Below are 19,665 nucleotides of genomic sequence, written 5' to 3' on the forward strand. Positions count from 1 at the left end.
CACTTCGGACCGTAGGGTGGATATCGCGAAGCATATCCACCGCAAAGGCAACACCCAGGGTGGCCACCACGCCACCGCAACGCGAAACCGAATGTGATCCCTACAGATCAGGAGAAAACCATGCCCCGCTTTGCCGCCAACCTGTCGATGCTGTTCACCGAGCAGGACTTCATGGACCGCTTCGCCGCTGCCGCCCAGGCCGGCTTTTCCGGTGTCGAGTACCTGTTCCCCTATGACTTCCCTGCCGAGCAGATCAAGGCTCAGCTGGAGGCCAACAAGCTGACCCAGGTGCTGTTCAACCTGCCGGCCGGTGACTGGGCCGGGGGCGAGCGTGGCATCGCCATCCTGCCGGAGCGGGTCGAGGAGTTCCGCGCCGGCGTGGACAAGGCCATCGCCTACGCCAAGGTGCTGGGCAACACCCAGGTCAACTGCCTGGCCGGCATCGCCCCGCGTGGCGCCGATCTCGGCCAGCTGGAAATCACCTTTATCGAAAACCTGCGCTACGCCGCGCAGAAGCTCGAGGAGGCCGGCATTCGCCTGGTGATGGAGATGATCAACACCCGCGACATCCCGCGCTTCTTCCTAAACAACACCTCCCAGGCGCAGGAGATCCGCGGCAAGGTCGGCCACCCCAACCTGTTCCTGCAGTACGACATCTACCACATGCAGATCATGGAGGGAGACCTGGCGCGCACCATCGAGACCAACCTGGCGGCGATCAACCACATCCAGCTGGCGGACAACCCCGGGCGCAACGAGCCAGGCACCGGCGAAATCAATTACCGCTTCCTGTTCGAGCACCTGGATCGCATCGGCTACCAGGGCTGGGTCGGCTGCGAGTACAAGCCGGCCACCACCACCGAAGCGGGCCTTGGTTGGCTGAAGAGCCACAACGCCATTTGAACTGACGCGAACCAACCAGATTTGAGGAGAACACTCATGGCTAAGATCGGATTCATCGGCACCGGCATCATGGGCAAGCCCATGGCAATCAACCTGCAGAAGGCCGGCCACCAGATCTTTCTGTCCCAACACCACGACCAGGCCCCGACCGAACTGACCGAGGCCGGCGCCATCGGCCTGGCCAACCCGCAGGAGGTCGCTCAGGAAGCCGAGTTCATCATCGTCATGGTGCCGGACACCCCGCAGGTCGAAGACGTGCTGTTCCGCGCCGACGGCGTGGCCGCCGGCGTCGGCGCCGGCAAGGTGGTGATCGACATGAGCTCGATCTCCCCCACCGCCACCAAGCAGTTCGCCGAGAAGATCAAGGCCACCGGCGCTGAATACCTCGACGCCCCGGTATCCGGTGGTGAAGTCGGCGCCAAGGCGGCCACCCTGTCGATCATGGTCGGCGGTAGCGAAGCGGCCTTCGAACGTGCACTGCCACTGTTCCAGGCGATGGGCAAGAACATCACCCGCGTCGGCGAGAACGGCGACGGCCAGACGGCCAAGGTGGCCAACCAGATCATCGTCGCGCTGAACATCCAGGCGGTCGCCGAGGCACTGCTGTTCGCCGCGAAGAACGGGGCTGATCCGGCCAAGGTGCGCGAGGCACTGATGGGCGGTTTCGCCGGCTCGAAGATCCTCGAAGTGCATGGCGAACGCATGATCAAGGGCACCTTCGACCCGGGCTTCCGCATCAGCCTGCATCAGAAGGACCTCAACCTCGCCCTGGCCGGCGCCCGCGAGTTGGGCCTGAACCTGCCCAACACCGCCAATGCCCAGCAGGTGTTCAGCACCTGTGCGGCGATCGGCGGCAGCGGCTGGGACCACTCGGCGCTGATCAAGGGCCTCGAGCACATGGCCAATTTCTCGATCCGCAAGGAGTAAAGCCTTCGAGCACGCTGCGTCGAGCCTTGCGGCCCCACCTTCAGGGACAGACAGACCGGGTGGTGGGATCAGCGCAACACTCGGCACCAGTGATGCTCAAAGGGTTGGTGTGCAAGTACGCGGGGTCGGAATCATCGCGTCTCCCCCACGACCAGGGCCCCGCGCGCCTGCACACCAACCGCCGTCTGCGGACGGCACCTTTTCGATTCGCCCGGCACAAGGAGTCACGGCCCGACGGCCGGGCGGGTCGATTTCAACCCTTAGCGCTTGCTTCGGCGAGCCCTAAGGTCTGGAATCGGCTGCAGACCTCATACAAGGAGCTTCAGATGACCCTCGACCCACAAGCCCTGCTGCGCCAGCTGTTCGACAGCGCCATCGAAGCCGCCCATCCGCGCCATGTGCTCGCCGACCATCTGCCCGAAGACCGCAGCGGCCGTGCCATCGTCATCGGCGCCGGCAAGGCGGCCGCGGCCATGGCCGAAGCCATCGAAAAGGTCTGGGAAGGTGAACTGTCCGGACTGGTGGTGACCCGCTACGAACACCACGCCGACTGCCGGCGTATCGAAGTGGTGGAAGCCGCGCACCCGGTCCCGGACGATGCCGGCGAGCGCGTCGCCCGCCGCGTGCTGGAGCTGGTCAGCAACCTCGAGGAAAGCGATCGGGTGATCTTCCTGCTCTCCGGCGGTGGCTCGTCGCTGCTGGCGTTGCCGGCCGAAGGCATTTCGCTGGCCGACAAGCAGGCGATCAACAAGGCACTGCTGCGCTCCGGCGCGCACATCGGCGAGATGAACTGCGTGCGCAAGCACCTCTCGGCGATCAAGGGCGGCCGCCTGGCCAGGGCCTGCTGGCCGGCCAGCGTGTACACCTATGCGATTTCCGACGTGCCCGGCGACGAAGCGACGGTGATCGCCTCCGGCCCCACCGTGGCCGACCCCACCACGTCGGCCGAGGCGCTGGCGATTCTCGAGCGTTACCACATCGAGGTGCCGGCCAACGTGCGCGCCTGGCTCGAGGATCCGCGCTCGGAAACCCTCAAGCCTGGCGACCCGATGCTCTCGCGCAGCCATTTCCAGCTGATCGCCACGCCGCAGCAGTCGCTCGATGCCGCGGCTGAGATGGCCCGTGCTGCCGGTATCAGCCCGCTGATTCTCGGCGATCTGGAAGGCGAAGCACGCGAGGTGGCCAAGGTGCATGCCGGCATCGCCCGCCAGGTGGTGCTGCACGGCCAGCCGATCGCCGCGCCTTGCGTGATCCTCTCCGGCGGCGAGACCACCGTCACCGTGCGCGGCAACGGACGCGGCGGGCGCAATGCCGAGTTCCTGCTCGCCCTGACCGAAGCGCTGCAAGGCCTGCCCGGCGTTTACGCGCTGGCCGGCGACACCGATGGCATCGACGGCTCGGAGGACAACGCCGGCGCGCTGATGACCCCGGACAGCTTCGCCCGCGCCGAGGCGCTGGGCCTGCGCGCGGCCGACTCGCTGGCCAACAACGACGGCTATGGCTACTTCGCCGCGCTGGACAGCCTGATCGTCACCGGCCCGACGCGCACCAACGTCAACGATTTCCGCGCCATCCTGATCCTGCCGTCGTCGGATTGACGGCCTCCACTTCGTTCAGGCGCGCATCAGAACAACAACTGCCCCAGAGCACCGCCATGACACACGACAAGAAGGTCAAGATCCTCGCCACCCTCGGCCCGGCCACCCGCAGCGTCGACGACGTGCGCGCACTGGTCGAGGCCGGCGTGAACCTGTTCCGCCTGAACTTCAGCCACGGCGAGCACAGCGACCACGCCGAGCGCTTCACCTGGATTCGCCAGGTCGAACGCGAGCTGAACCAGCCGATCGGCATTCTCATGGACCTGCAGGGGCCCAAACTCAGGGTCGGCCGCTTCGCCGAAGGCAAGGTGAGGCTAGAGCGCGAGCAGGCCTTTCGCCTGGATCTGGACCCGACACCGGGCGACAGCCGCCGCGTGAATCTGCCGCATCCGGAGATCATCGCCGCGCTGGAGCCGGGCATGCAGCTGCTGATCGACGATGGCCGTCTGCGCCTGACAGTCACCGAGCGCCATGCCGACGCCATCGATACCCGCGTGGTGGCCGGCGGCGAGCTGTCCGACCGCAAGGGCGTGAACGTGCCAGAGGCGGTGCTGGAGCTTTCGCCGCTGACGGCGAAGGACCGCCAGGACCTGACCTTCGGCCTCGAACTGGGCGTGGACTGGGTGGCGCTGTCGTTCGTACAGCGCCCGCAGGACATTCAGGAGGCACGCAAGCTGATCGGCGAGCGGGCTTTCCTCATGGCCAAGATCGAGAAGCCCTCGGCGGTGCAGCACCTGCGCGAGATCGCCCGGCTGTCCGACGCGATCATGGTGGCGCGCGGCGACCTGGGCGTGGAGGTGCCGCCGGAGAACGTGCCGCGCATCCAGAAGGACATCGTGCGCATCTGCCGCCAGCTCGGCCGCCCGGTGGTAGTGGCGACGCAGATGCTCGAATCCATGCGCTTCGCGCCGGCCCCGACCCGCGCCGAGGTCACCGACGTGGCCAACGCGGTGGCCGAAGGCGCCGATGCGGTGATGCTGTCGGCGGAAACCGCCTCCGGCGACTACCCGCTGGAAGCGGTGAGCATGATGAGCAAGATCATCCGTCAGGTGGAAAGCGGTCCGGACTTCCAGGCGCAGCTCGACGTGCACCGACCCAACGCCGAGGCGACGTTGCCGGATGCCATCAGCTGCGCGATCCGCCGCATCAGCGGCATCCTGCCGGTGGCGGTGCTGGTCAACTACACCGAGTCCGGCCGTTCCAGCCTGCGCGCCTCGCGCGAGCGGCCGGCCACGCCGATCCTCAGCCTGACGCCGAGCACCGCCACCGCACGCAAGCTGACGGTGGCCTGGGGCGTGTATTCGGTGGTGGATGCGCCGATGCGCGACATGGAGCAGGTCAGCAGCCACGCCGTCGAGCTGGCACAGGCGCAGGGCATGGCCGAAAGCGGCGACACGGTGCTGATCACCGCCGGCGTACCGCTGGGCCAGCCGGGCACCACCAATTCGCTGCGCATCGAAGTCCTGCCCTGACAGGAGCCGGGCGCTGGCCCGGCCGTTTCTCTTCGACTTCGCCGCCGGCTCCTTGCGAGCCGGTGCCCTTGCGCTCGCCTCGGATTTCGTCGATGCCCGATCCTCTGCAGCTGCGCGCCGTGCTGCAGGCCTTCGCCCAGATCTTTCTGCAGCGCCATGCCGGCTGCGGGGCGCTGATCATGCTCGCACTGGCCAGCGGCGCTCCAGCGCAGCTTGCCGGTGCGCTGTGCGGCGTGCTGGTCTCCCACGGCGGCGCCAGCTGGCTGGGCTACTCGGCGGCTGACCGCAACGACGGCCTCTACGGTTACAACGCCGCCTTGCTGGGCGCGCTGCTGGTTGATCTGTTGGGATTGACCGGTACCAGCCTGGCACTGATCTGCATCGCGGCGCTGGCCAGCTGTCCGCTGCAGGCCTGGCTGCTCGCTCGGCTACGCCGCGGCGACGGCCTGCCGGGCTTCACCCTGCCCTTCGTGCTGATCGGTCTGCTCACCGTGCGGCTCATCGAGCCGGCGCCGGTTACCTCGTCCGGTATGCCATCGGCAGACGCAGCGACGCTGCTGACCGCCTGGCTGCTGGGTATCGGTCAGGTGGTGTTTCTCGACGCGCCGCTCGCGGCCGCCTGCCTGCTGGCGGCCGTGGCCCTGGCCTCCTTGCGCGATGCCCTGTGGCTGCTGGCGGGCTCGGCGATGGGGTTGTTGGCTGCGGGCCTGTTCGGCGCACCCTGGGCGGACGGCCAGGCCGGTTTCAACCCGGCCCTCGCCGCGCTGGCCCTGGCGCAATGGCGTGGAGGCTGGCGCCTGCCACTCTTGGGCATGACCGCCGCAGTGGCGATCTGGCGGGCGTGCATCGAGCTGGGCCTGCCGACCCTGACCCTGCCGTTCCTGCTGGCGACCTGGCTGGGGCTGACGCTGCGCGCGCCCCGCCCCGACCGGGTCGAATAGCCCGCCAGGCCTCAGCCTCGGGTTGCCAGAGGGTCCTGCTCCTGGGGGTAGCGATGCTCTTCCGCGACCTCGCCATTCTCGGCATGTACCTTGACGAGGGACGTACGCAATTTCATGTAATCCCGCGTCTCGTCGAGGATGTCCTCGCGCCGTGCGGCTTCGATCAACGCACGCTGATCGCCCTCTTCGCGCAGCACCCAACGATCGTCTTCGTGAGTGATGTGGTAGATCTCCATGTGCCTGTCTCCTTGGTTATGACTGATGAGTCCTATATGAAAGCGGGCAAGCGGCGAGGTTCGGCCTCGCCGGCAACAGGGTTCTCACCACCATGAAAGGTGATTAGCACCCCGACGATCGAGGGTGAAATTCACCATGAGGGCCGGGAAAACCTTGATTCAAGTCAATTCCAACCTGGAACGATTGTTGAAATACCTCTGGCACAACGGCACGTGTTCGCTTCGACGAACACCGTCCGGTTTTTCCCACCAGAGGAGTATTGAATGCTTTGCGCTGAACAGATCGCCCTAATCAAAGCCACCGTGCCATTGCTGGAAAGCGGCGGCGAGGCGCTGACCACTCACTTCTACAAGCTCCTGCTGAGCGAACATCCCGAGGTGAAACCGCTGTTCAACCAGGCGCACCAGGCCAGCGGTGAGCAACCACGCGCACTGGCCAACGGTGTGCTGATGTACGCCCGGCATATCGACCGCCTCGAAACCCTCGGCCCACTGGTGGCACAGATCATCAACAAGCACGTCGCCCTGCAGGTGCTGCCCGAGCACTACCCACTGGTCGGTAGCTGCCTGCTGCGGGCCATCCGCGAGGTCCTTGGCGATGCGATCGCCACCGATGCGGTAATCGACGCCTGGGCCGCAGCCTATCAGCAGCTTGCCGACCTTCTCATCGGCCAGGAGGAACGGCTCTACCAGGCCAAGGCCGAAGCTCCCGGCGGCTGGCGGGGTGCGCGCCGGTTTCGTATCGCGCGCAAGGTCAGGGAGAGTGAGGAGATCACCTCGTTCCACCTGCAACCGGAGGATGGCGGGGTGCTGATGGACTTCCTGCCCGGCCAGTACATCGGCCTCAGGCTCCAGGTCGACGGCAATGAGGTACGCCGCAACTACTCGCTGTCCGCCGCCGGCAACGGCAGCGAGTACCGCATCAGCGTCAAGCGCGAACCGGGTGGTGTGGTCTCCAATGCGCTGCACGACATGCCGGAGGGTGCGACCGTCGAGCTGTTCGCGCCGGCAGGTGAGTTCATCCTCGAACCCGGCGACAAGCCGCTGGTGCTGATCAGCGGTGGCGTCGGCATCACCCCGACGCTGGCGATGCTGGAAACGGCGCTGGCAACGTCGCGCCCGGTGCACTTCATCCACTGTGCGCGCAACGCCGGGGTGCATGCCTTTCGCCGCACCGTGGATGCACTCGCCGAGCGACATGGACAGCTCAAGCGCTTCTACTGCTACGAGGAACACGACGACTCGACTGACGCACCGGATGCCGTCGGACGGCTGACCGAGCAGCAGCTGGCCGACTGGCTACCGGCGGACCGTGACGTCGATGCCTACTTCCTCGGCCCGAAGCCCTTCATGGCCGCCATCAAACGCCAGCTGAAGTCCCTGGGCGTGCCGGAGCAGCAGACCCGCTACGAATTCTTCGGCCCGGCATCTGCCCTCGATTGACCCATCACGAGGCTCGTCACGGACGGGCCTCCTTCACAGGAGATCGAACCATGCGTCATACCCGCTCCGCTGCGCTGAACCTGATGGCCCTCGCCGGTGCCTTGATGATCGGCGGCCTGCTGTTGCTGCTGCTCGGCATCACCGGGGCGTACTTCTTCGACCACAGACTGACGATGGCCGGCATCGTCGCTGCCCATTCGCTGGTCATTCTCGGCCCGACCGCAGTCAAGATCGGCTACGTGATGCGGCTACTGGCAGAACGCCAGAAGCGTCTCGCCAGTTACTCGACGCAACATATATAAAATCAACAAGGCGACAACTACCGTTTCGCTTGTAATTTCACGGCGCCATAGTCCTACAGCGGATATGGAAAACCATTCGTCTGCACTTCGCCACAGTATGAAACTCCATCAGAGGAACCTCACTCAGACACAGTGAAGGCTGATGGACTATCTCTCTTTCAGCCGTTTGTGAAAGTGTCTATCCAATTGAGGAGAAAAACACATGGCAAATAACAATCCTGGCAACTTCGCCAACGATCGAGATAAAGCTTCCGAGGCCGGCCGCAAGGGTGGTCACAACAGCGGCGGAAACTTCGCCAACGACCGCGAGAAGGCCTCCGAGGCCGGCCGCAAGGGTGGCCAGAACAGCCACGGCGGTGGCCGCAGCAGCTAATTGCTGACGGCGTGTAAAACAAGGCAGGCGCCTCGGCGTCTGCCTTGTTTTTTTTATAAGTCCCGATTAACTTTCCGACAACTTCCCCGGCATTGAAACCCAGCCTTCAAACTCATCAAATTCGATATTAAACAGATATCAAATGAGCACGCCGAAGCTGCCGTGCCGACCATATTCTAATTGCACGCCAGACATCTCATCGTTTCACCGATGAAATACCGCCTGCAGTACCTACCGTTTGTCGATACCATCGGCCGGAACCCTCCAGACGGGAGCAGCCGATGAGTAGTGCATTTTCTGAGCGGATCATTCAGAGCCTGCTGGACACCGACTTCTACAAGCTCACCATGATGCAGGCGGTTCTGCATCACTATCCCAATGCCGAGGTGGAATGGGCTTTCCGCAGCCGTTCAGGGGAAGACCTGCGCCCCTACCTCGACGCCATACGCGAGCAGATCGAAGCGCTCGCCGAGCTACAGATGACGCCCGAGGAGCTCGCTTATCTGGAGCGCATCCCCTACATGCAGCCGGACTTCATCCGCTTTCTCGGACTGTTTCGTTTCGACCTGCGCTACCTGCGCCTGGATGTGGAAGACGGCGAGCTGGTGATCCATCTGCGCGGCCCCTGGCTGCACGTGATTCTGTTCGAAGTGCCGCTGCTGGCGATCATCAGCGAAGTACGCAACCGCGCCCGTTACCCGCAAGTGAGCCTGACGCAGGCGCGCGACCGGCTCGACGAGAAACTGGCCTGGCTGCGCAGCCAGGCCGGCGAACAAGAGCTGGCCACCTTCACCCTGGCCGACTTCGGCACACGCCGACGCTTTTCCTTCGCGGTACAGGAAATGGTGGTCGAACGTCTGCGCTGCGACTTTCCCGGCCGTTTCGTCGGCACCAGCAACGTGCATCTGGCGCGCACGCTGGACGTGAAGCCGATGGGCACCATGGCCCATGAATGGATCATGGCGCATCAGCAGCTCGGCCCACGGCTCATCGACAGTCAGATCGCCGCGCTCGACTGTTGGGTTCGCGAGTACCGGGGCGCGCTGGGTATCGCGCTGACCGACTGCATCACCATGGACGCCTTCCTGCGTGACTTCGATCTGTACTTCGCCAAGCTGTTCGATGGTCTGCGCCACGACTCCGGCGATCCTCTCGTCTGGGCTGAAAAAGCCATCGCGCATTATCGGCGACTGGGCATCGACCCGAGGACGCGCCAGTTGATCTTCTCCGACGGTCTGGATTTCGCCAGGGCGCTGCAGATTCATCGTGCACTGGCTGGTCGCAGCAATCCGAGCTTCGGCATCGGCACGGGACTGACTTGCGACATCCCGGGTGTCGAACCCACCAACATGGTCATCAAGATGACGGCGTGCAATGGCCAGCCGGTGGCGAAGATTTCCGACTCACCGGGCAAGACCATGTGCCGCGACGAGGCCTTCGTCGGTTATCTGCGACATGTCTTCGGTCTGGCGTAACGCTGAGCAGCAGCGCAGCGCCCGGCCGTCGCGACGAGTGCGTCGGGCCTAGCTTTCCAGGGCCAGCGCGCGCTGGTGCTGGGGCTTCTCCGACTCCGCGGCGCACAGCCGATTGCGGCCGCCGGTCTTGGCCAGGTACATGCGCCGGTCCGCCAGTTCGAGCAGGTCACGATAGTCATCGACCCGGTCGTTGCGGCGCTCGGCAAGGCCGATGCTTGCGGTCAGCGCGAGGCCATCCGGCCGCACGCCCAGCCCCTCGCCGACGATGCGTTCGATGGCCTTGTGGGCCTGCTCCATGTCGGTCTCCGGCATGATCAGGAGAAACTCCTCGCCGCCCCACCGCAACAGGCTGTCGGAGCTGCGCAGTGTCGCTACCAGTCGTCGAGCGGCCTCACGCAGGACCTGATCGCCGGCTTCGTGGCCGTAGTTATCGTTGATCGACTTGAAGTGATCCAGATCGATGAATGCCAGGGCCAGCGCGGAATCCTTGCGCTGCGCGCTGTCCCACTGCAGACGCAGGATTTCCTCGCCGCTGCCGCGGGAAAACACGCCAGTGAGCGGATCGCGGATCGCCTGGCGCACCAGTGCGATCATGAACGCCAGCTGGCTCATGCTGGCCAGGCTGGCAACGCCGGCGATGAGAATCAGCAGCCAGAACGCTCCTGCGAACGATGGCCAGTTCAGCGTCGCCCAGCTGAGGTATCCGGCCAGTGCCTGCGCCAGAAGCAACAGGCTCGACAGGACCAGATTCTCCACCAACGTCAGCGGGAAGATCGTCAGACCTGCCATCAGCACGAAAGGCAGAAAAGCGTAACCGGCACCGACCACCGCGGAGAACTGCGCCAGCTGGTAGCTGCCGAGCAGGGTATGCGACGCGATATAGAAGGCGGTGGGGATGGCAAAGAGGATAGCGATCGCGCGGTAGGCATCCAGGAGGTTGCCACTGGGCCGGTAGAACAAGAGCAGGCCCGTGAAGGCGAGGCAGGCCATCATGCGCAACCCGGCCAGCGCCAGCCAGAGCTTCGGCTCGAACACCATCAGGTCGATCAGGCTCCACAGTGGCGTCAGCACGGCGAAGAGGAAGGCGAACAGCCGCACGCGGTTGACGATCAGCGTCGCGCGACGCTGACAGAGCAGCACCGGATGGCGCCGGGGGTCGAGCAGATGGCGGAGCTCGCTGGACCTCAGCTCGCTGGGCAGCAGCGTCGTCAGTCGGTTTCGCAGCAGATCGAGAAGCGATGGCATTTTATTGTTCTGCTCCCATGTCGGGACGATCGTTTGCACGGTGAGCGCAACCCGGCGAATCCAAACGCCAGACTGGCCCTCAGCACCTTTTTCCAAGCAGGCAGTTGCTCATGGCCATGGCATTCCGTCACCCGAGTCACAAGCGCGGCAGATGGTAGCAGTTTGATATCTGCGCCTTTTGAGCCAGGACAATAAATGGCGTACGGTCAAACCGCCAGTAAGCCTTTAGTGCGATGCCCTGGGCTACCGACAATCGCCCTTTCGGGCGCTTATGCCGGCGTAGCACAGCCATTAGCGTGAGCAGGTCGCTCTGTTATCCGGCGACGTATCCAAAAAAAGAACAATAAGGAGATACCTTCGTGCATAGCGCCCTCAAGCCGCTTGCGGCAGCCGTCCTGCTCGGCTGCACGACAGCCGTCAGCGCCGCCGATAGCGGACCGTTCAGCCAGTTCATCGTATTCGGCGACTCGCTCAGCGATGCCGGCACGTTCCCCGACCTGTCGAGTCCGACCTTCGATGGGTTGCGCTTCACCAACCGTATCGGGCCGACCTACGGCCCCGGCGAGCCCTATGCAGAGGTGGGTACTCAGCGCCTAGCCTCCATGCTCGGCCTGCAATCGGAACCCGCCGCTCCCGTTCTGTTTCCTGATCCGGATGGGACTAACTACGCCGTTGGCGGCTATCGCACTAACCAGATCAGAGATTCGATCACGACTACTTCGAGCCCAGGAGGAATTCCGCGTCTGGGCTATCTGGTCGAAAACCCGCAGGCCGACCGCAACGCCCTGTATTACATCAACGGAGGCGGCAACGACGTTCTTCAATACTTCGCCAGCCCGACCCCCATGAACATAGCGGCCAGCTATTTGGTAGCAGGGGTCGGTGCGCTGCAGGCAGCTGGAGCGCGCTACATCATCGTCTCCGATCTGCCCGATGTCGGCACAACGCCACTGGGAGCCTTCATCGCCCAGGAAGCAGCGTTCAATTCGCTGAGCGACCAGTTCAATGCCGAACTGGCCAGCCAGCTGCAAGCTCAGGGCGGCAACTATGTGCTGGTGAACAATCGACTGCTGCTCGCCGAGGTGAGAGCGGACCTTGCCGCATACGGCTTCGATCCGAACGTGGCGCAGACCGCTGTCTGCTTTGACTCCTCGGCCGGCAATTGCCAACCGGACCCGGTCTACAGCCTTGGTGGCAGCGCGCCGGACCCGAATCGACTGATGTTCAATGATGGCGTCCATCCAACGGCGGCGGTTCATCAGATCAGCGCCGATTATCTCTACTCGATTATCTCTGCGCCTTGGGAGGTCTCGCTTCTGCCGGAAATGGGCCACTCGGCGCTACGCGCCCACCTGCAACAGCTCGATAGCGAACTCGCCGCCCAGCGAGGCGACTGGCAGGCAGTCGGTGCCTGGCGCACTTTCGTTCAGGGCGGTTACAACCGACCTGAGTACGACGGTTACGGCGGCGGCGACGGCCACGGCCTTAGCCTGTCGCTGGGTGTTACCCATCGACTGAGCGAAGCCTGGCTTGCCGGCATCAGCCTCGGGCTGGCAGAGAACTCGTTGGAGCTGGGTCGCAGCGACTCCGATTACGACATGCGCAGCTACCTGGCCACGGCCTTCGCCCGTTACGAGCAACACCGCCTGTTCGCCGACTTCAGCCTCAGCGCCGGTTATCTGGACTACCACGACCTGCAACGCACCTTCGCCCTGGGCATCACCGAACGCGCGGAGAAAGGTGACACCGAGGGCACCGTTTGGGGTGCAGCGGCCAAGGTCGGCTTCAATCTGATGCAGCCAGGCGACCAGATGCAGTTCGGCCCATTCGTCGGCGCCAGCTATCAAAAGGTCGAAGTGGACGCTTACAGCGAAGAGGGTGCCCGCTCCACGGCATTGAGCTATGACGACCAGGACCTGGACTCGCTGCGCCTGTCGCTCGGGTTGTTCGGCGAGTACGCCTTGAGTGAGAGAACCCGCCTGTTCGGTGAGGTTGCGCGCGAAGTGGAACGCGAGGACGACGACCGGCGCGACCTGCGCATGTCCTTGAACAGCGTGCCAGGCAACAGCTTCGAACTGCCCGGTGCAACGCAGACCGGCGACCAGACGCGTTTCAGCGTGGGGCTGGCGCACCGTCTGACGCCAGGTCTGGCGCTACGCGCCAACTACCATTACCGCGGCAACGACAACCGCGACCATGGGGTGGGGCTGTCGTTGGCACTGGATCTGTAAGAAAGGGTCTGGCTGGAAGCGGCCGCCGTCGCGATACGCGCGGCGGCCAAACGAGGCGATAGTCAGCGCCCGTCGATCTGCCCTTGCAGATTGGCGATCTGCCCCTGCATGGCATTGATGGTGCGGGTGACCTGCGCGCGGAAGGAATCGAATTCGGCCCTGTTGGCGGCGCTCGGTGCCGGACGATTCTCCAGCTCGCTGCGCAGAACCAGGATGTCCTGTTCGAGACGGCTGATCGCCTGACTCTGGTTGCCGGCCTGTTTCAGCGCCGCGACCTCCTTGCCCAGACCATCGATTCGCGTCGCTAGCTTGGATTGCTCGTCGACTGCAGACTTCAGCGTGGCCTGCTCGCTGCGCAGAGTCTTCACCGTCTCGGCCAGGGTCGCACTGCTGCCCTGCTGGGCCTGCAGATCGGCAGTCAGGCGCTCCATACGCTTGCCCTGCTCATCCAGGCGCTGGTCCTGATTGCCCTGCCTGCCCGTCAGGCTCTGCTGCTCGGTGGCGAAGGCCTGTTGCTTGCGTGCGAGCTCCTGCGTCTGTTGCTCGAGCTGCTTGATGCGCAGCTTCACGGCTTCGCTCTCGGTCGTCACGTTGGATTCGGTGGCGACCACTTTGCCGGAGATATCCTGCAAGCGACCGGCGGCGTCTTCGCTGATCCTGGCGAAACTCTCCTGCGTGGCGACCAGCTGCAGTTCCAGCATGGCGATCTGCCGATAACTCCACCAGCCCAGCGCAGCGAGGCTGATCAACAACGCCACGACCATCACCCACAGCGGCGCGGTGCTGGCCTTCGCAGCGCCTGCCGGGCGACGCCGTTGGCGCGCACGCGAATCATCGCCGTAGTCATCCGGCGTTCGGCGAATCGGCTCGAGATCCGGCGCCGGATAGGGCTCCACACGGTCACGGCCTGCGGTCAGGCTGGGGATGTTGTCCAGTTCGTCGTGAGCATCGTTGCGCATGGGTTACCTTCGATGGCGCGGTGCGAAAAACAGCGCGCAGTATAACGGTTCGGGGTGAGGCCATCAGCGACTCAAGTCTGCCATCCTGGCTGCACCGCAGTGGAGCATCGCGACGGCGGCAACGCGCATCACGGTGCATTGAAAGCCGGGGCCGGCTCGATCACCGACGAGCCACTGGACGCGGTTGCGCAATGGATCGACAGTCTGCACGCCTCGCCGGCCGGGGGTTTCGCTTGCCGGTCACACTTCTGCCGAGACGCAGCCAGCAGATCTGGTACGCCGCTTGCTCCGTCATCCTCGCCAGCGGATAGACACTTCCGACAGGGATGTCGGGCCTTAGGGCAATCACGAGGAATACAGCATGGAGCTGAACAAGGCAGTGATCGACTGCATGCGCGCCCTGCGCCGCAGACTGCGCGACGAACAGCAACTGGACATCCACCTCAACCAGCCGGACGCGGTGGTGGCAATGCTCGCAGCGAGCATGCGCTCAAACGACGAACTGACCCGCGAACTCGGCCGTCAGCTCGCGGCTTTCAGCGACCAGCTACCGCCCGCACCGCCGCCACCGACACGTCCGGCCAACAGTGGTCCGGCGGTTCGCATCTACCGAGGCCAGCGCGTGCTCGCCTGACTCGCACCTCACCCGACCAACAGCCAGTCGCTGGCGCAACGCACCAGATGCCGCGTCAGCTCATCGAGCAGTTGTCCGCCGTTACGCCAGTGATGCCAGTACAGCGGCACGTCGATCGGCGGCCCGGACAGCACATCGACCAGTTCACCACGCGCAAGTTCGCCGCGCACCTGCAGCTCGGGCGCCAGCCCCCAGCCCAGGCCGCTTCGCAACATGCACACGAAGCCCTCCGACGAGGGGCACAAATGGTGAATGAACACCTCACCGCCACCGACCGCCGACATGTAACGATGCTGCAGCTGATCGTCCGGGCCGAACACCACGGCCGGGACACGCGCCAGATCCGCGGCGTTCGCACCACGCTGAAAATGCCGCTCGATGAACGCCGGGCTGGCCAACGCCCGATATCGCATCGCCCCGAGAAACTGGCTGCGCGCGCCGGCCACCGGCCGCTCGGCAGCGCAGACGCAGGCCGCGACCTCGCCCGCGCGCATGCGTTTGAGCCCGACGGCCTGATCTTCCACCACATGATCGAGCAACACCTGGTGCTCGGCACAGAACGGCGCCACCGCACCGGCCCACCAGGTCGCCAGGCTGTCGGCGTTCAGCGCGATACGCAGGCGCTCCGGCAGACGGTTTTCATCGAGCGCCGGGACCTGCCCCTGCAGGTCGCGCTCGAGCAGGCGCACCTGCTGCACATGGTTGAGCAGGCGCTGGCCCAACTCGGTGGGTCTCGGCGGTGTGTCGCGCAGCAATACCGGCTGGCCGACGCGTGCCTCGAGCAGCTTGATCCGCTGTGATATCGCCGATTGCGACAGGCCCAGCGCCTGCGCGGCGCGTTCAAAGCCGGCCTGCTCCACAACCGCCGCAAGCGCGGCCAGCAATTTGTAGTCGAACATCAGTTCCCCTAATGCTACGTGAGCAAAATTGGTTTCTCTTATAGCCCGTCAATCCGCAGACTCGCCAGCAGAAAACGAACGAGGCGTGCGACATGAGTGCGATCTGGCAGAGCTATATCAACGGACTTCTGGTAGCGGCAGGACTGATCATGGCAATCGGCGCGCAGAATGCCTTCGTGCTAGCCCAGAGCCTGCGCCGCGAGCATCACCTGCCGGTGGCGGCGCTGTGTATCGTCTGCGACGTCCTGTTGGTCAGCGTCGGGGTGTTCGGGCTGGCCGCGGTGCTGGCGAGCAGCCCGCTGTTGCTGGAGATCACCCGCTGGGGCGGTGTGGCCTTTCTGCTCTGGTACGGCACGCTGGCCCTGCGTCGCGCGGCCAAGCCACAGAGCCTGCGCAGCGAAGACGCGCAACCGCGCCCGCTACGCGCGGTATTGCTGGCCGCGCTGGCGGTGACGCTGCTCAATCCGCATGTCTATCTGGATACCGTGGTACTGATCGGCACCCTCGGCGCGCAGCAGCCCGAACCCGGGGCTTATACCCTGGGGGCCGCCAGTGCTTCGACTCTGTGGTTTCTCACCCTTGCGCTGGGCGGCGCATGGCTCGCCCCCTGGCTGGCCCGTCCGCTGACCTGGCGGCTGATCGATCTCGGCGTGGCCGCCATGATGTTCGCCATCGCCGCCCAACTGGCATTCGCTGCCTGAACGTCAGCGCGCGGCATTGCACCGCGCACCTTTTCCCACATCGTACGGAACACCACGCCCGACTATGCGGTCCACGCAAGGCGCAGCCAGTGCTTGGCATCCAAGGCGCCGCGCCGCAACCGCTCTGGAACGAATAGTCCATACAGTTGCCGCGTGGTTTTGCCGCAGGTCGGGTGCTATGATCGCTGGCTCGCAGACATGGAGCGGAAGGCTTCAGTCTGTCTGTTCGGCCGACCGTGAACGGCCAGAGATTGCGCAAGCATGTAGCGAGCGAAGGGAACGACAGAGGCAAGAGCAGGACGCGATGCAGCGCCTGCTCACCGGCTACGCCGGCAAACCCCGTTCGTCCCTCCGAGCTGGCCGCATCAATCCTCGACACCTGAGTAGGAGATACATCATGGCTTTCGAATTGCCGCCGCTGCCTTACGAAAAGAACGCCCTCGAGCCGCACATGTCCGCCGAGACGCTCGACTACCATCACGACAAGCACCACGCTGCCTACGTGACCAACCTGAACAACCTGATCCCGGGCACCGAGTTCGAAGGCAAGGATCTGGAATCCATCATCAAGACCTCTTCGGGTGGCATCTTCAACAACGCCGCCCAGGTCTGGAACCACACCTTCTTCTGGAACTGCCTGGCGCCGAACGCCGGTGGCCAGCCGACCGGCGCGCTGGCTGATGCCATCAACGCCTCCTTCGGCTCGTTCGACAAGTTCAAGGAAGAGTTCACCAAGACCGCCATCGGCACCTTCGGCTCCGGCTGGGCCTGGCTGGTGAAGAAATCCGACGGTAGCCTGGGCCTGGCCAGCACCATCGGTGCCGGCAACCCGATGACCGCGGGCGACAAGCCGCTGCTGACCTGCGACGTCTGGGAACACGCCTACTACATCGACTACCGCAACGCTCGTCCGAAGTTCGTCGAGGCGTTCTGGAACCTGGTCAACTGGGACTTCGTCGCGAAGAACTTCGCCGGCTAAGCGCCTCAGCGCCGTACAGAGAATGCCCGCACCCGTGCGGGCATTTTCATTTAAGGCTTCTGCATCACCTGCCGCTATATGCTTTACGGGCCCGTAAAGCTGCGACCCGACGGATGAATTCGGCACACGGCGGGCCTTCGAGGATAATCCGCACTTGCATGCCGTGTTGTATCGCCCGCACATTCGGTGCTACTGGTTTTCCCGGTGATAACTGCCTCTTTGACGATTGCTCAATGACTATCAATACTTGCGCAACCGAGCACGTGGCACGGAAAAGGACCTTCACTTGAAGCTGGAATTGCGCAATAGCCTGTCGCGGAAGCTCCTACGTATCGTTCTCCTGTCAGCCCTGGCGGTGGGGCTTGTGCTGAGCTGCGCACAGATCATCTTCGGCGCCTACAAGACCCGCCACCTGATCGAGGCCGACGCCCAACGCATCCTGCGCATGACCCGCGACCCGTCCACCCAGGCGATCTACAGCCTCGACCGGGAGATGGGTGCCCAAGTGATGGAGGGCCTGTTTCAGCACGAGTCGATCCGCATGGCCTCGATCGGTCATCCGGACGAAGGCATGCTGGCGCTGAAGATCCGCCCACCGATCAAACTGCCGACACGCTGGCTGACCGACCCGATCCTCGGCCGCGATCAGCAATTCTCGATTCCCCTGGTCGGTAAACCACCCTACAACGAGTATTACGGCGATCTGCGCATCACCCTGGATACCGCCCAGTACGGCCAGGAATTCATCAGCGATTCGGTGGTGATCTTCATCGTCGGCATACTGCGCGCGCTGACGCTGGGGCTCATTCTCTATCTGATCTATCAGTGGCTGCTGACTCGTCCGCTCACCAAGCTCATCGAGCACCTGGCGCAGATCAACCCGGACCGCCCCGGTGCGCACAAGCTGCCGATGATCAAGGGCCACGAGGCCAATGAACTCGGCCTCTGGGTGGAAACCGCCAATGGCCTGCTCGCCTCCATCGAGCACAACATGCACCTGCGCCAGCAGGCCGAAAGCAGCCTGCAGCGCATGACTCAATATGATTCGCTGACCGGCCTGCCCAACCGCCAGCAGCTGCAACGGCAGCTCGACCACATCCTCGACGAGGCAAGGCGCCTGCAACGCCGCATCGCGGTGCTCTGCCTGGGCCTCGACGACTTCAAAGGCATCAATGAACAGTACAGTTACCAGGCCGGCGACCATCTGCTCAAGGCGCTGGCCGACCGACTACGCGATTCGGGCAGCCGGCTCGGGGCACTGGCGCGACTGGGCGGCGACCAGTTCGTCCTGGTGCTCGGCGGCATCGAACAGCCCTACGAAGCCGCCGAGCTGGCGCAGGAGTTGCTCGACGACCTGGAAAATCCGATCGAGCTCAACGGCCATCTGATCCGCCTGCGCGCCACCATCGGCATCACTCTTTACCCCGAAGACGGCGACAGCACCGAGAAGCTCCTGCAGAAGGCGGAGCAGACCATGACCCTGGCCAAGAGCCGCTCGCGCAACCGCTACCAGTTCTATGTCGCCAGTATCGACAGCGAGATGCGTGCACGCCGGGAGCTGGAGAAGGACCTCAGCGAAGCCCTCAAGCGGGATGAGTTCCACCTGGTCTACCAGCCACAGGTGGACTATCAGCAGAACCGCATCATCGGCGTCGAGGCGCTGATCCGCTGGAAGCACCCCCAGGGCAAGCTGGTTCCGCCGGATCTGTTCATTCCGCTCGCCGAGCAGAACGGCAGCATCATCGAGATCGGCAGATGGGTGCTGGACCAGGCGTGCAGCCAGCTGCGCCATTGGCATGCGCTGGGCTACACCGGCCTGCGCGTGGCGGTGAACCTCTCGACGGTGCAACTGCGCCACCCGCAGCTGCCGGAGATGATCGGCGAGCTGCTGCAGGCCCATCAGCTGCCAGCCGAAACCCTCGAGCTGGAGGTGACCGAAACCGGACTGATGGAAGACATCGAAGCCGCCGCACACAACCTGCACAGCCTGCGGCGCTCCGGGGCGCTCATCGCCATCGACGACTTCGGCACCGGGTATTCCTCGCTCAGTTACCTCAAGAGCCTGCCGCTGGACAAGATCAAGATCGACAAGAGCTTCGTCCAGGACATCGGCCAGGACGAAGGCGCCACCATCGTTCGGGCAATCATCCAGCTCGGCAAGAGCCTCGGCATGACAGTCATCGCCGAGGGGGTCGAAACCCCGGAGCAGGAGGCCTATCTGATCGCCGAGGGCTGCCAGGAAGGTCAGGGCTACTACTACAGCAAGCCACTGCCTGCGCGCGACCTGGAGCTGCTGCTGCGCCAGTCACAACCCTTCGATCGGGCCGCCAATTCCGAGTTGCGCTAA

General features: G+C 64.2%; 18 protein-coding genes. 14 read left to right on the forward strand and 4 right to left on the reverse strand.

Going from position 1 to position 19,665, the window contains the following annotated elements:
* The first annotated feature begins 120 nt into the window (after nt 1-120).
* The 5 genes from hyi to OUY36_RS16680 all read left to right on the forward strand — a co-directional run bounded on the left by hyi (nt 121) and on the right by OUY36_RS16680 (nt 5,841).
* Nucleotides 121-903, forward strand: coding sequence for a hydroxypyruvate isomerase (hyi, locus tag OUY36_RS16660; protein WP_125869080.1), 783 nt, complete (start codon nt 121-123; stop codon nt 901-903).
* A gap of 21 nt (nt 904-924) precedes the next feature.
* The gene (locus OUY36_RS16665) at nt 925-1,830 is read left to right on the forward strand and encodes a 2-hydroxy-3-oxopropionate reductase (protein WP_267935176.1); all 906 of its coding nucleotides are present in this window, start codon (nt 925-927) and stop codon (nt 1,828-1,830) included.
* A gap of 326 nt (nt 1,831-2,156) precedes the next feature.
* Complete coding sequence (locus tag OUY36_RS16670) at nt 2,157-3,428, forward strand: glycerate kinase type-2 family protein (RefSeq protein ID WP_156244725.1); 1,272 nt, start codon at nt 2,157-2,159, stop codon at nt 3,426-3,428.
* 56 nt (nt 3,429-3,484) lie between these two features.
* Complete coding sequence (gene pyk / locus OUY36_RS16675) at nt 3,485-4,900, forward strand: pyruvate kinase (RefSeq protein ID WP_267935177.1); 1,416 nt, start codon at nt 3,485-3,487, stop codon at nt 4,898-4,900.
* 92 nt (nt 4,901-4,992) lie between these two features.
* Nucleotides 4,993-5,841: an urea transporter gene (locus OUY36_RS16680; RefSeq protein ID WP_267935178.1), complete on the forward strand. Its 849-nt coding sequence runs from the start codon at nt 4,993-4,995 to the stop codon at nt 5,839-5,841.
* An 11-nt stretch (nt 5,842-5,852) separates the two neighbouring features.
* Here the strand turns inward: OUY36_RS16680 and OUY36_RS16685 are convergent, their stop codons facing one another.
* Nucleotides 5,853-6,077: a DUF2188 domain-containing protein gene (locus OUY36_RS16685; protein WP_156244728.1), complete on the reverse strand. Its 225-nt coding sequence runs from the start codon at nt 6,075-6,077 to the stop codon at nt 5,853-5,855.
* Nucleotides 6,078-6,341: 264 nt separating this feature from the next.
* Between OUY36_RS16685 and hmpA the strand changes: the two genes are divergently transcribed.
* From hmpA to pncB, 4 genes are all read left to right on the forward strand, one after another.
* Nucleotides 6,342-7,520 (forward strand): NO-inducible flavohemoprotein, encoded by a 1,179-nt coding sequence (hmpA, locus tag OUY36_RS16690; protein WP_267935179.1) that lies wholly within the window; start codon nt 6,342-6,344, stop codon nt 7,518-7,520.
* A 50-nt stretch (nt 7,521-7,570) separates the two neighbouring features.
* Nucleotides 7,571-7,822 carry a hypothetical protein gene (locus OUY36_RS16695; protein WP_110776147.1) on the forward strand — a complete coding sequence of 84 codons (252 nt, stop codon included), beginning with the start codon at nt 7,571-7,573 and terminating at the stop codon, nt 7,820-7,822.
* Nucleotides 7,823-8,024: 202 nt separating this feature from the next.
* On the forward strand, nt 8,025-8,195 hold the full coding sequence (locus tag OUY36_RS16700) for a general stress protein (protein ID WP_102839785.1): 171 nt from the start codon (nt 8,025-8,027) through the stop codon (nt 8,193-8,195).
* A 281-nt stretch (nt 8,196-8,476) separates the two neighbouring features.
* Nucleotides 8,477-9,670, forward strand: a complete 1,194-nt coding sequence (gene pncB, locus OUY36_RS16705) for a nicotinate phosphoribosyltransferase (RefSeq protein WP_267935181.1) — start codon at nt 8,477-8,479, stop codon at nt 9,668-9,670.
* 48 nt (nt 9,671-9,718) lie between these two features.
* Here pncB and OUY36_RS16710 read toward each other — a convergent pair whose 3' ends face one another.
* Nucleotides 9,719-10,915, reverse strand: a complete 1,197-nt coding sequence (locus OUY36_RS16710) for a GGDEF domain-containing protein (protein WP_267935183.1) — start codon at nt 10,913-10,915, stop codon at nt 9,719-9,721.
* Between the two features lie 359 nt (nt 10,916-11,274).
* Here OUY36_RS16710 and OUY36_RS16715 point away from each other — a divergent pair, with 359 nt between their 5' ends.
* Nucleotides 11,275-13,146 carry an autotransporter domain-containing SGNH/GDSL hydrolase family protein gene (locus OUY36_RS16715; protein WP_267935184.1) on the forward strand — a complete coding sequence of 624 codons (1,872 nt, stop codon included), beginning with the start codon at nt 11,275-11,277 and terminating at the stop codon, nt 13,144-13,146.
* A gap of 62 nt (nt 13,147-13,208) precedes the next feature.
* On the opposite strand, the gene OUY36_RS16720 is transcribed toward OUY36_RS16715, so the two are convergent.
* The gene (locus OUY36_RS16720) at nt 13,209-14,105 is read right to left on the reverse strand and encodes an ATPase (protein WP_267931063.1); all 897 of its coding nucleotides are present in this window, start codon (nt 14,103-14,105) and stop codon (nt 13,209-13,211) included.
* Nucleotides 14,106-14,466: 361 nt separating this feature from the next.
* Between OUY36_RS16720 and OUY36_RS16725 the strand changes: the two genes are divergently transcribed.
* The gene (locus OUY36_RS16725) at nt 14,467-14,739 is read left to right on the forward strand and encodes a hypothetical protein (RefSeq protein ID WP_267935185.1); all 273 of its coding nucleotides are present in this window, start codon (nt 14,467-14,469) and stop codon (nt 14,737-14,739) included.
* Nucleotides 14,740-14,747: 8 nt separating this feature from the next.
* On the opposite strand, the gene OUY36_RS16730 is transcribed toward OUY36_RS16725, so the two are convergent.
* Entirely contained in the window at nt 14,748-15,638 is an 891-nt protein-coding gene (locus OUY36_RS16730) for a LysR family transcriptional regulator ArgP (RefSeq protein ID WP_125869069.1), read from the reverse strand.
* A 92-nt stretch (nt 15,639-15,730) separates the two neighbouring features.
* Between OUY36_RS16730 and OUY36_RS16735 the strand changes: the two genes are divergently transcribed.
* The 3 genes from OUY36_RS16735 (at nt 15,731) to OUY36_RS16745 (ending at nt 19,665) form a co-directional block, all read left to right on the forward strand.
* Nucleotides 15,731-16,339 (forward strand): LysE/ArgO family amino acid transporter, encoded by a 609-nt coding sequence (locus OUY36_RS16735; RefSeq protein ID WP_267935186.1) that lies wholly within the window; start codon nt 15,731-15,733, stop codon nt 16,337-16,339.
* Between the two features lie 397 nt (nt 16,340-16,736).
* Nucleotides 16,737-17,318 (forward strand): superoxide dismutase, encoded by a 582-nt coding sequence (locus tag OUY36_RS16740; RefSeq protein ID WP_003299885.1) that lies wholly within the window; start codon nt 16,737-16,739, stop codon nt 17,316-17,318.
* Between the two features lie 286 nt (nt 17,319-17,604).
* Entirely contained in the window at nt 17,605-19,665 is a 2,061-nt protein-coding gene (locus OUY36_RS16745) for a putative bifunctional diguanylate cyclase/phosphodiesterase (protein ID WP_110776140.1), read from the forward strand.

Source organism: Stutzerimonas sp. R40042 (genome assembly GCF_026642215.1).
GTDB classification, from domain to species: domain Bacteria; phylum Pseudomonadota; class Gammaproteobacteria; order Pseudomonadales; family Pseudomonadaceae; genus Stutzerimonas; species Stutzerimonas frequens.

What these genes read in the sequence shown, in the direction of transcription:
- hyi (WP_125869080.1), top strand. Translation starts at nt 121, where the DNA reads ATGCCCCGCTTTGCCGCCAACCTGTCGATGCTGTTCACCGAGCAGGAC.
- OUY36_RS16670 (WP_156244725.1), top strand. Translation starts at nt 2,157, where the DNA reads ATGACCCTCGACCCACAAGCCCTGCTGCGCCAGCTGTTCGACAGCGCC.
- pyk (WP_267935177.1), top strand. Translation starts at nt 3,485, where the DNA reads ATGACACACGACAAGAAGGTCAAGATCCTCGCCACCCTCGGCCCGGCC.
- OUY36_RS16680 (WP_267935178.1), top strand. Translation starts at nt 4,993, where the DNA reads ATGCCCGATCCTCTGCAGCTGCGCGCCGTGCTGCAGGCCTTCGCCCAG.
- OUY36_RS16685 (WP_156244728.1), bottom strand. Translation starts at nt 6,077, where the DNA reads ATGGAGATCTACCACATCACTCACGAAGACGATCGTTGGGTGCTGCGC.
- hmpA (WP_267935179.1), top strand. Translation starts at nt 6,342, where the DNA reads ATGCTTTGCGCTGAACAGATCGCCCTAATCAAAGCCACCGTGCCATTG.
- OUY36_RS16695 (WP_110776147.1), top strand. Translation starts at nt 7,571, where the DNA reads ATGCGTCATACCCGCTCCGCTGCGCTGAACCTGATGGCCCTCGCCGGT.
- OUY36_RS16700 (WP_102839785.1), top strand. Translation starts at nt 8,025, where the DNA reads ATGGCAAATAACAATCCTGGCAACTTCGCCAACGATCGAGATAAAGCT.
- pncB (WP_267935181.1), top strand. Translation starts at nt 8,477, where the DNA reads ATGAGTAGTGCATTTTCTGAGCGGATCATTCAGAGCCTGCTGGACACC.
- OUY36_RS16710 (WP_267935183.1), bottom strand. Translation starts at nt 10,915, where the DNA reads ATGCCATCGCTTCTCGATCTGCTGCGAAACCGACTGACGACGCTGCTG.
- OUY36_RS16720 (WP_267931063.1), bottom strand. Translation starts at nt 14,105, where the DNA reads ATGCGCAACGATGCTCACGACGAACTGGACAACATCCCCAGCCTGACC.
- OUY36_RS16725 (WP_267935185.1), top strand. Translation starts at nt 14,467, where the DNA reads ATGGAGCTGAACAAGGCAGTGATCGACTGCATGCGCGCCCTGCGCCGC.
- OUY36_RS16730 (WP_125869069.1), bottom strand. Translation starts at nt 15,638, where the DNA reads ATGTTCGACTACAAATTGCTGGCCGCGCTTGCGGCGGTTGTGGAGCAG.
- OUY36_RS16735 (WP_267935186.1), top strand. Translation starts at nt 15,731, where the DNA reads ATGAGTGCGATCTGGCAGAGCTATATCAACGGACTTCTGGTAGCGGCA.
- OUY36_RS16740 (WP_003299885.1), top strand. Translation starts at nt 16,737, where the DNA reads ATGGCTTTCGAATTGCCGCCGCTGCCTTACGAAAAGAACGCCCTCGAG.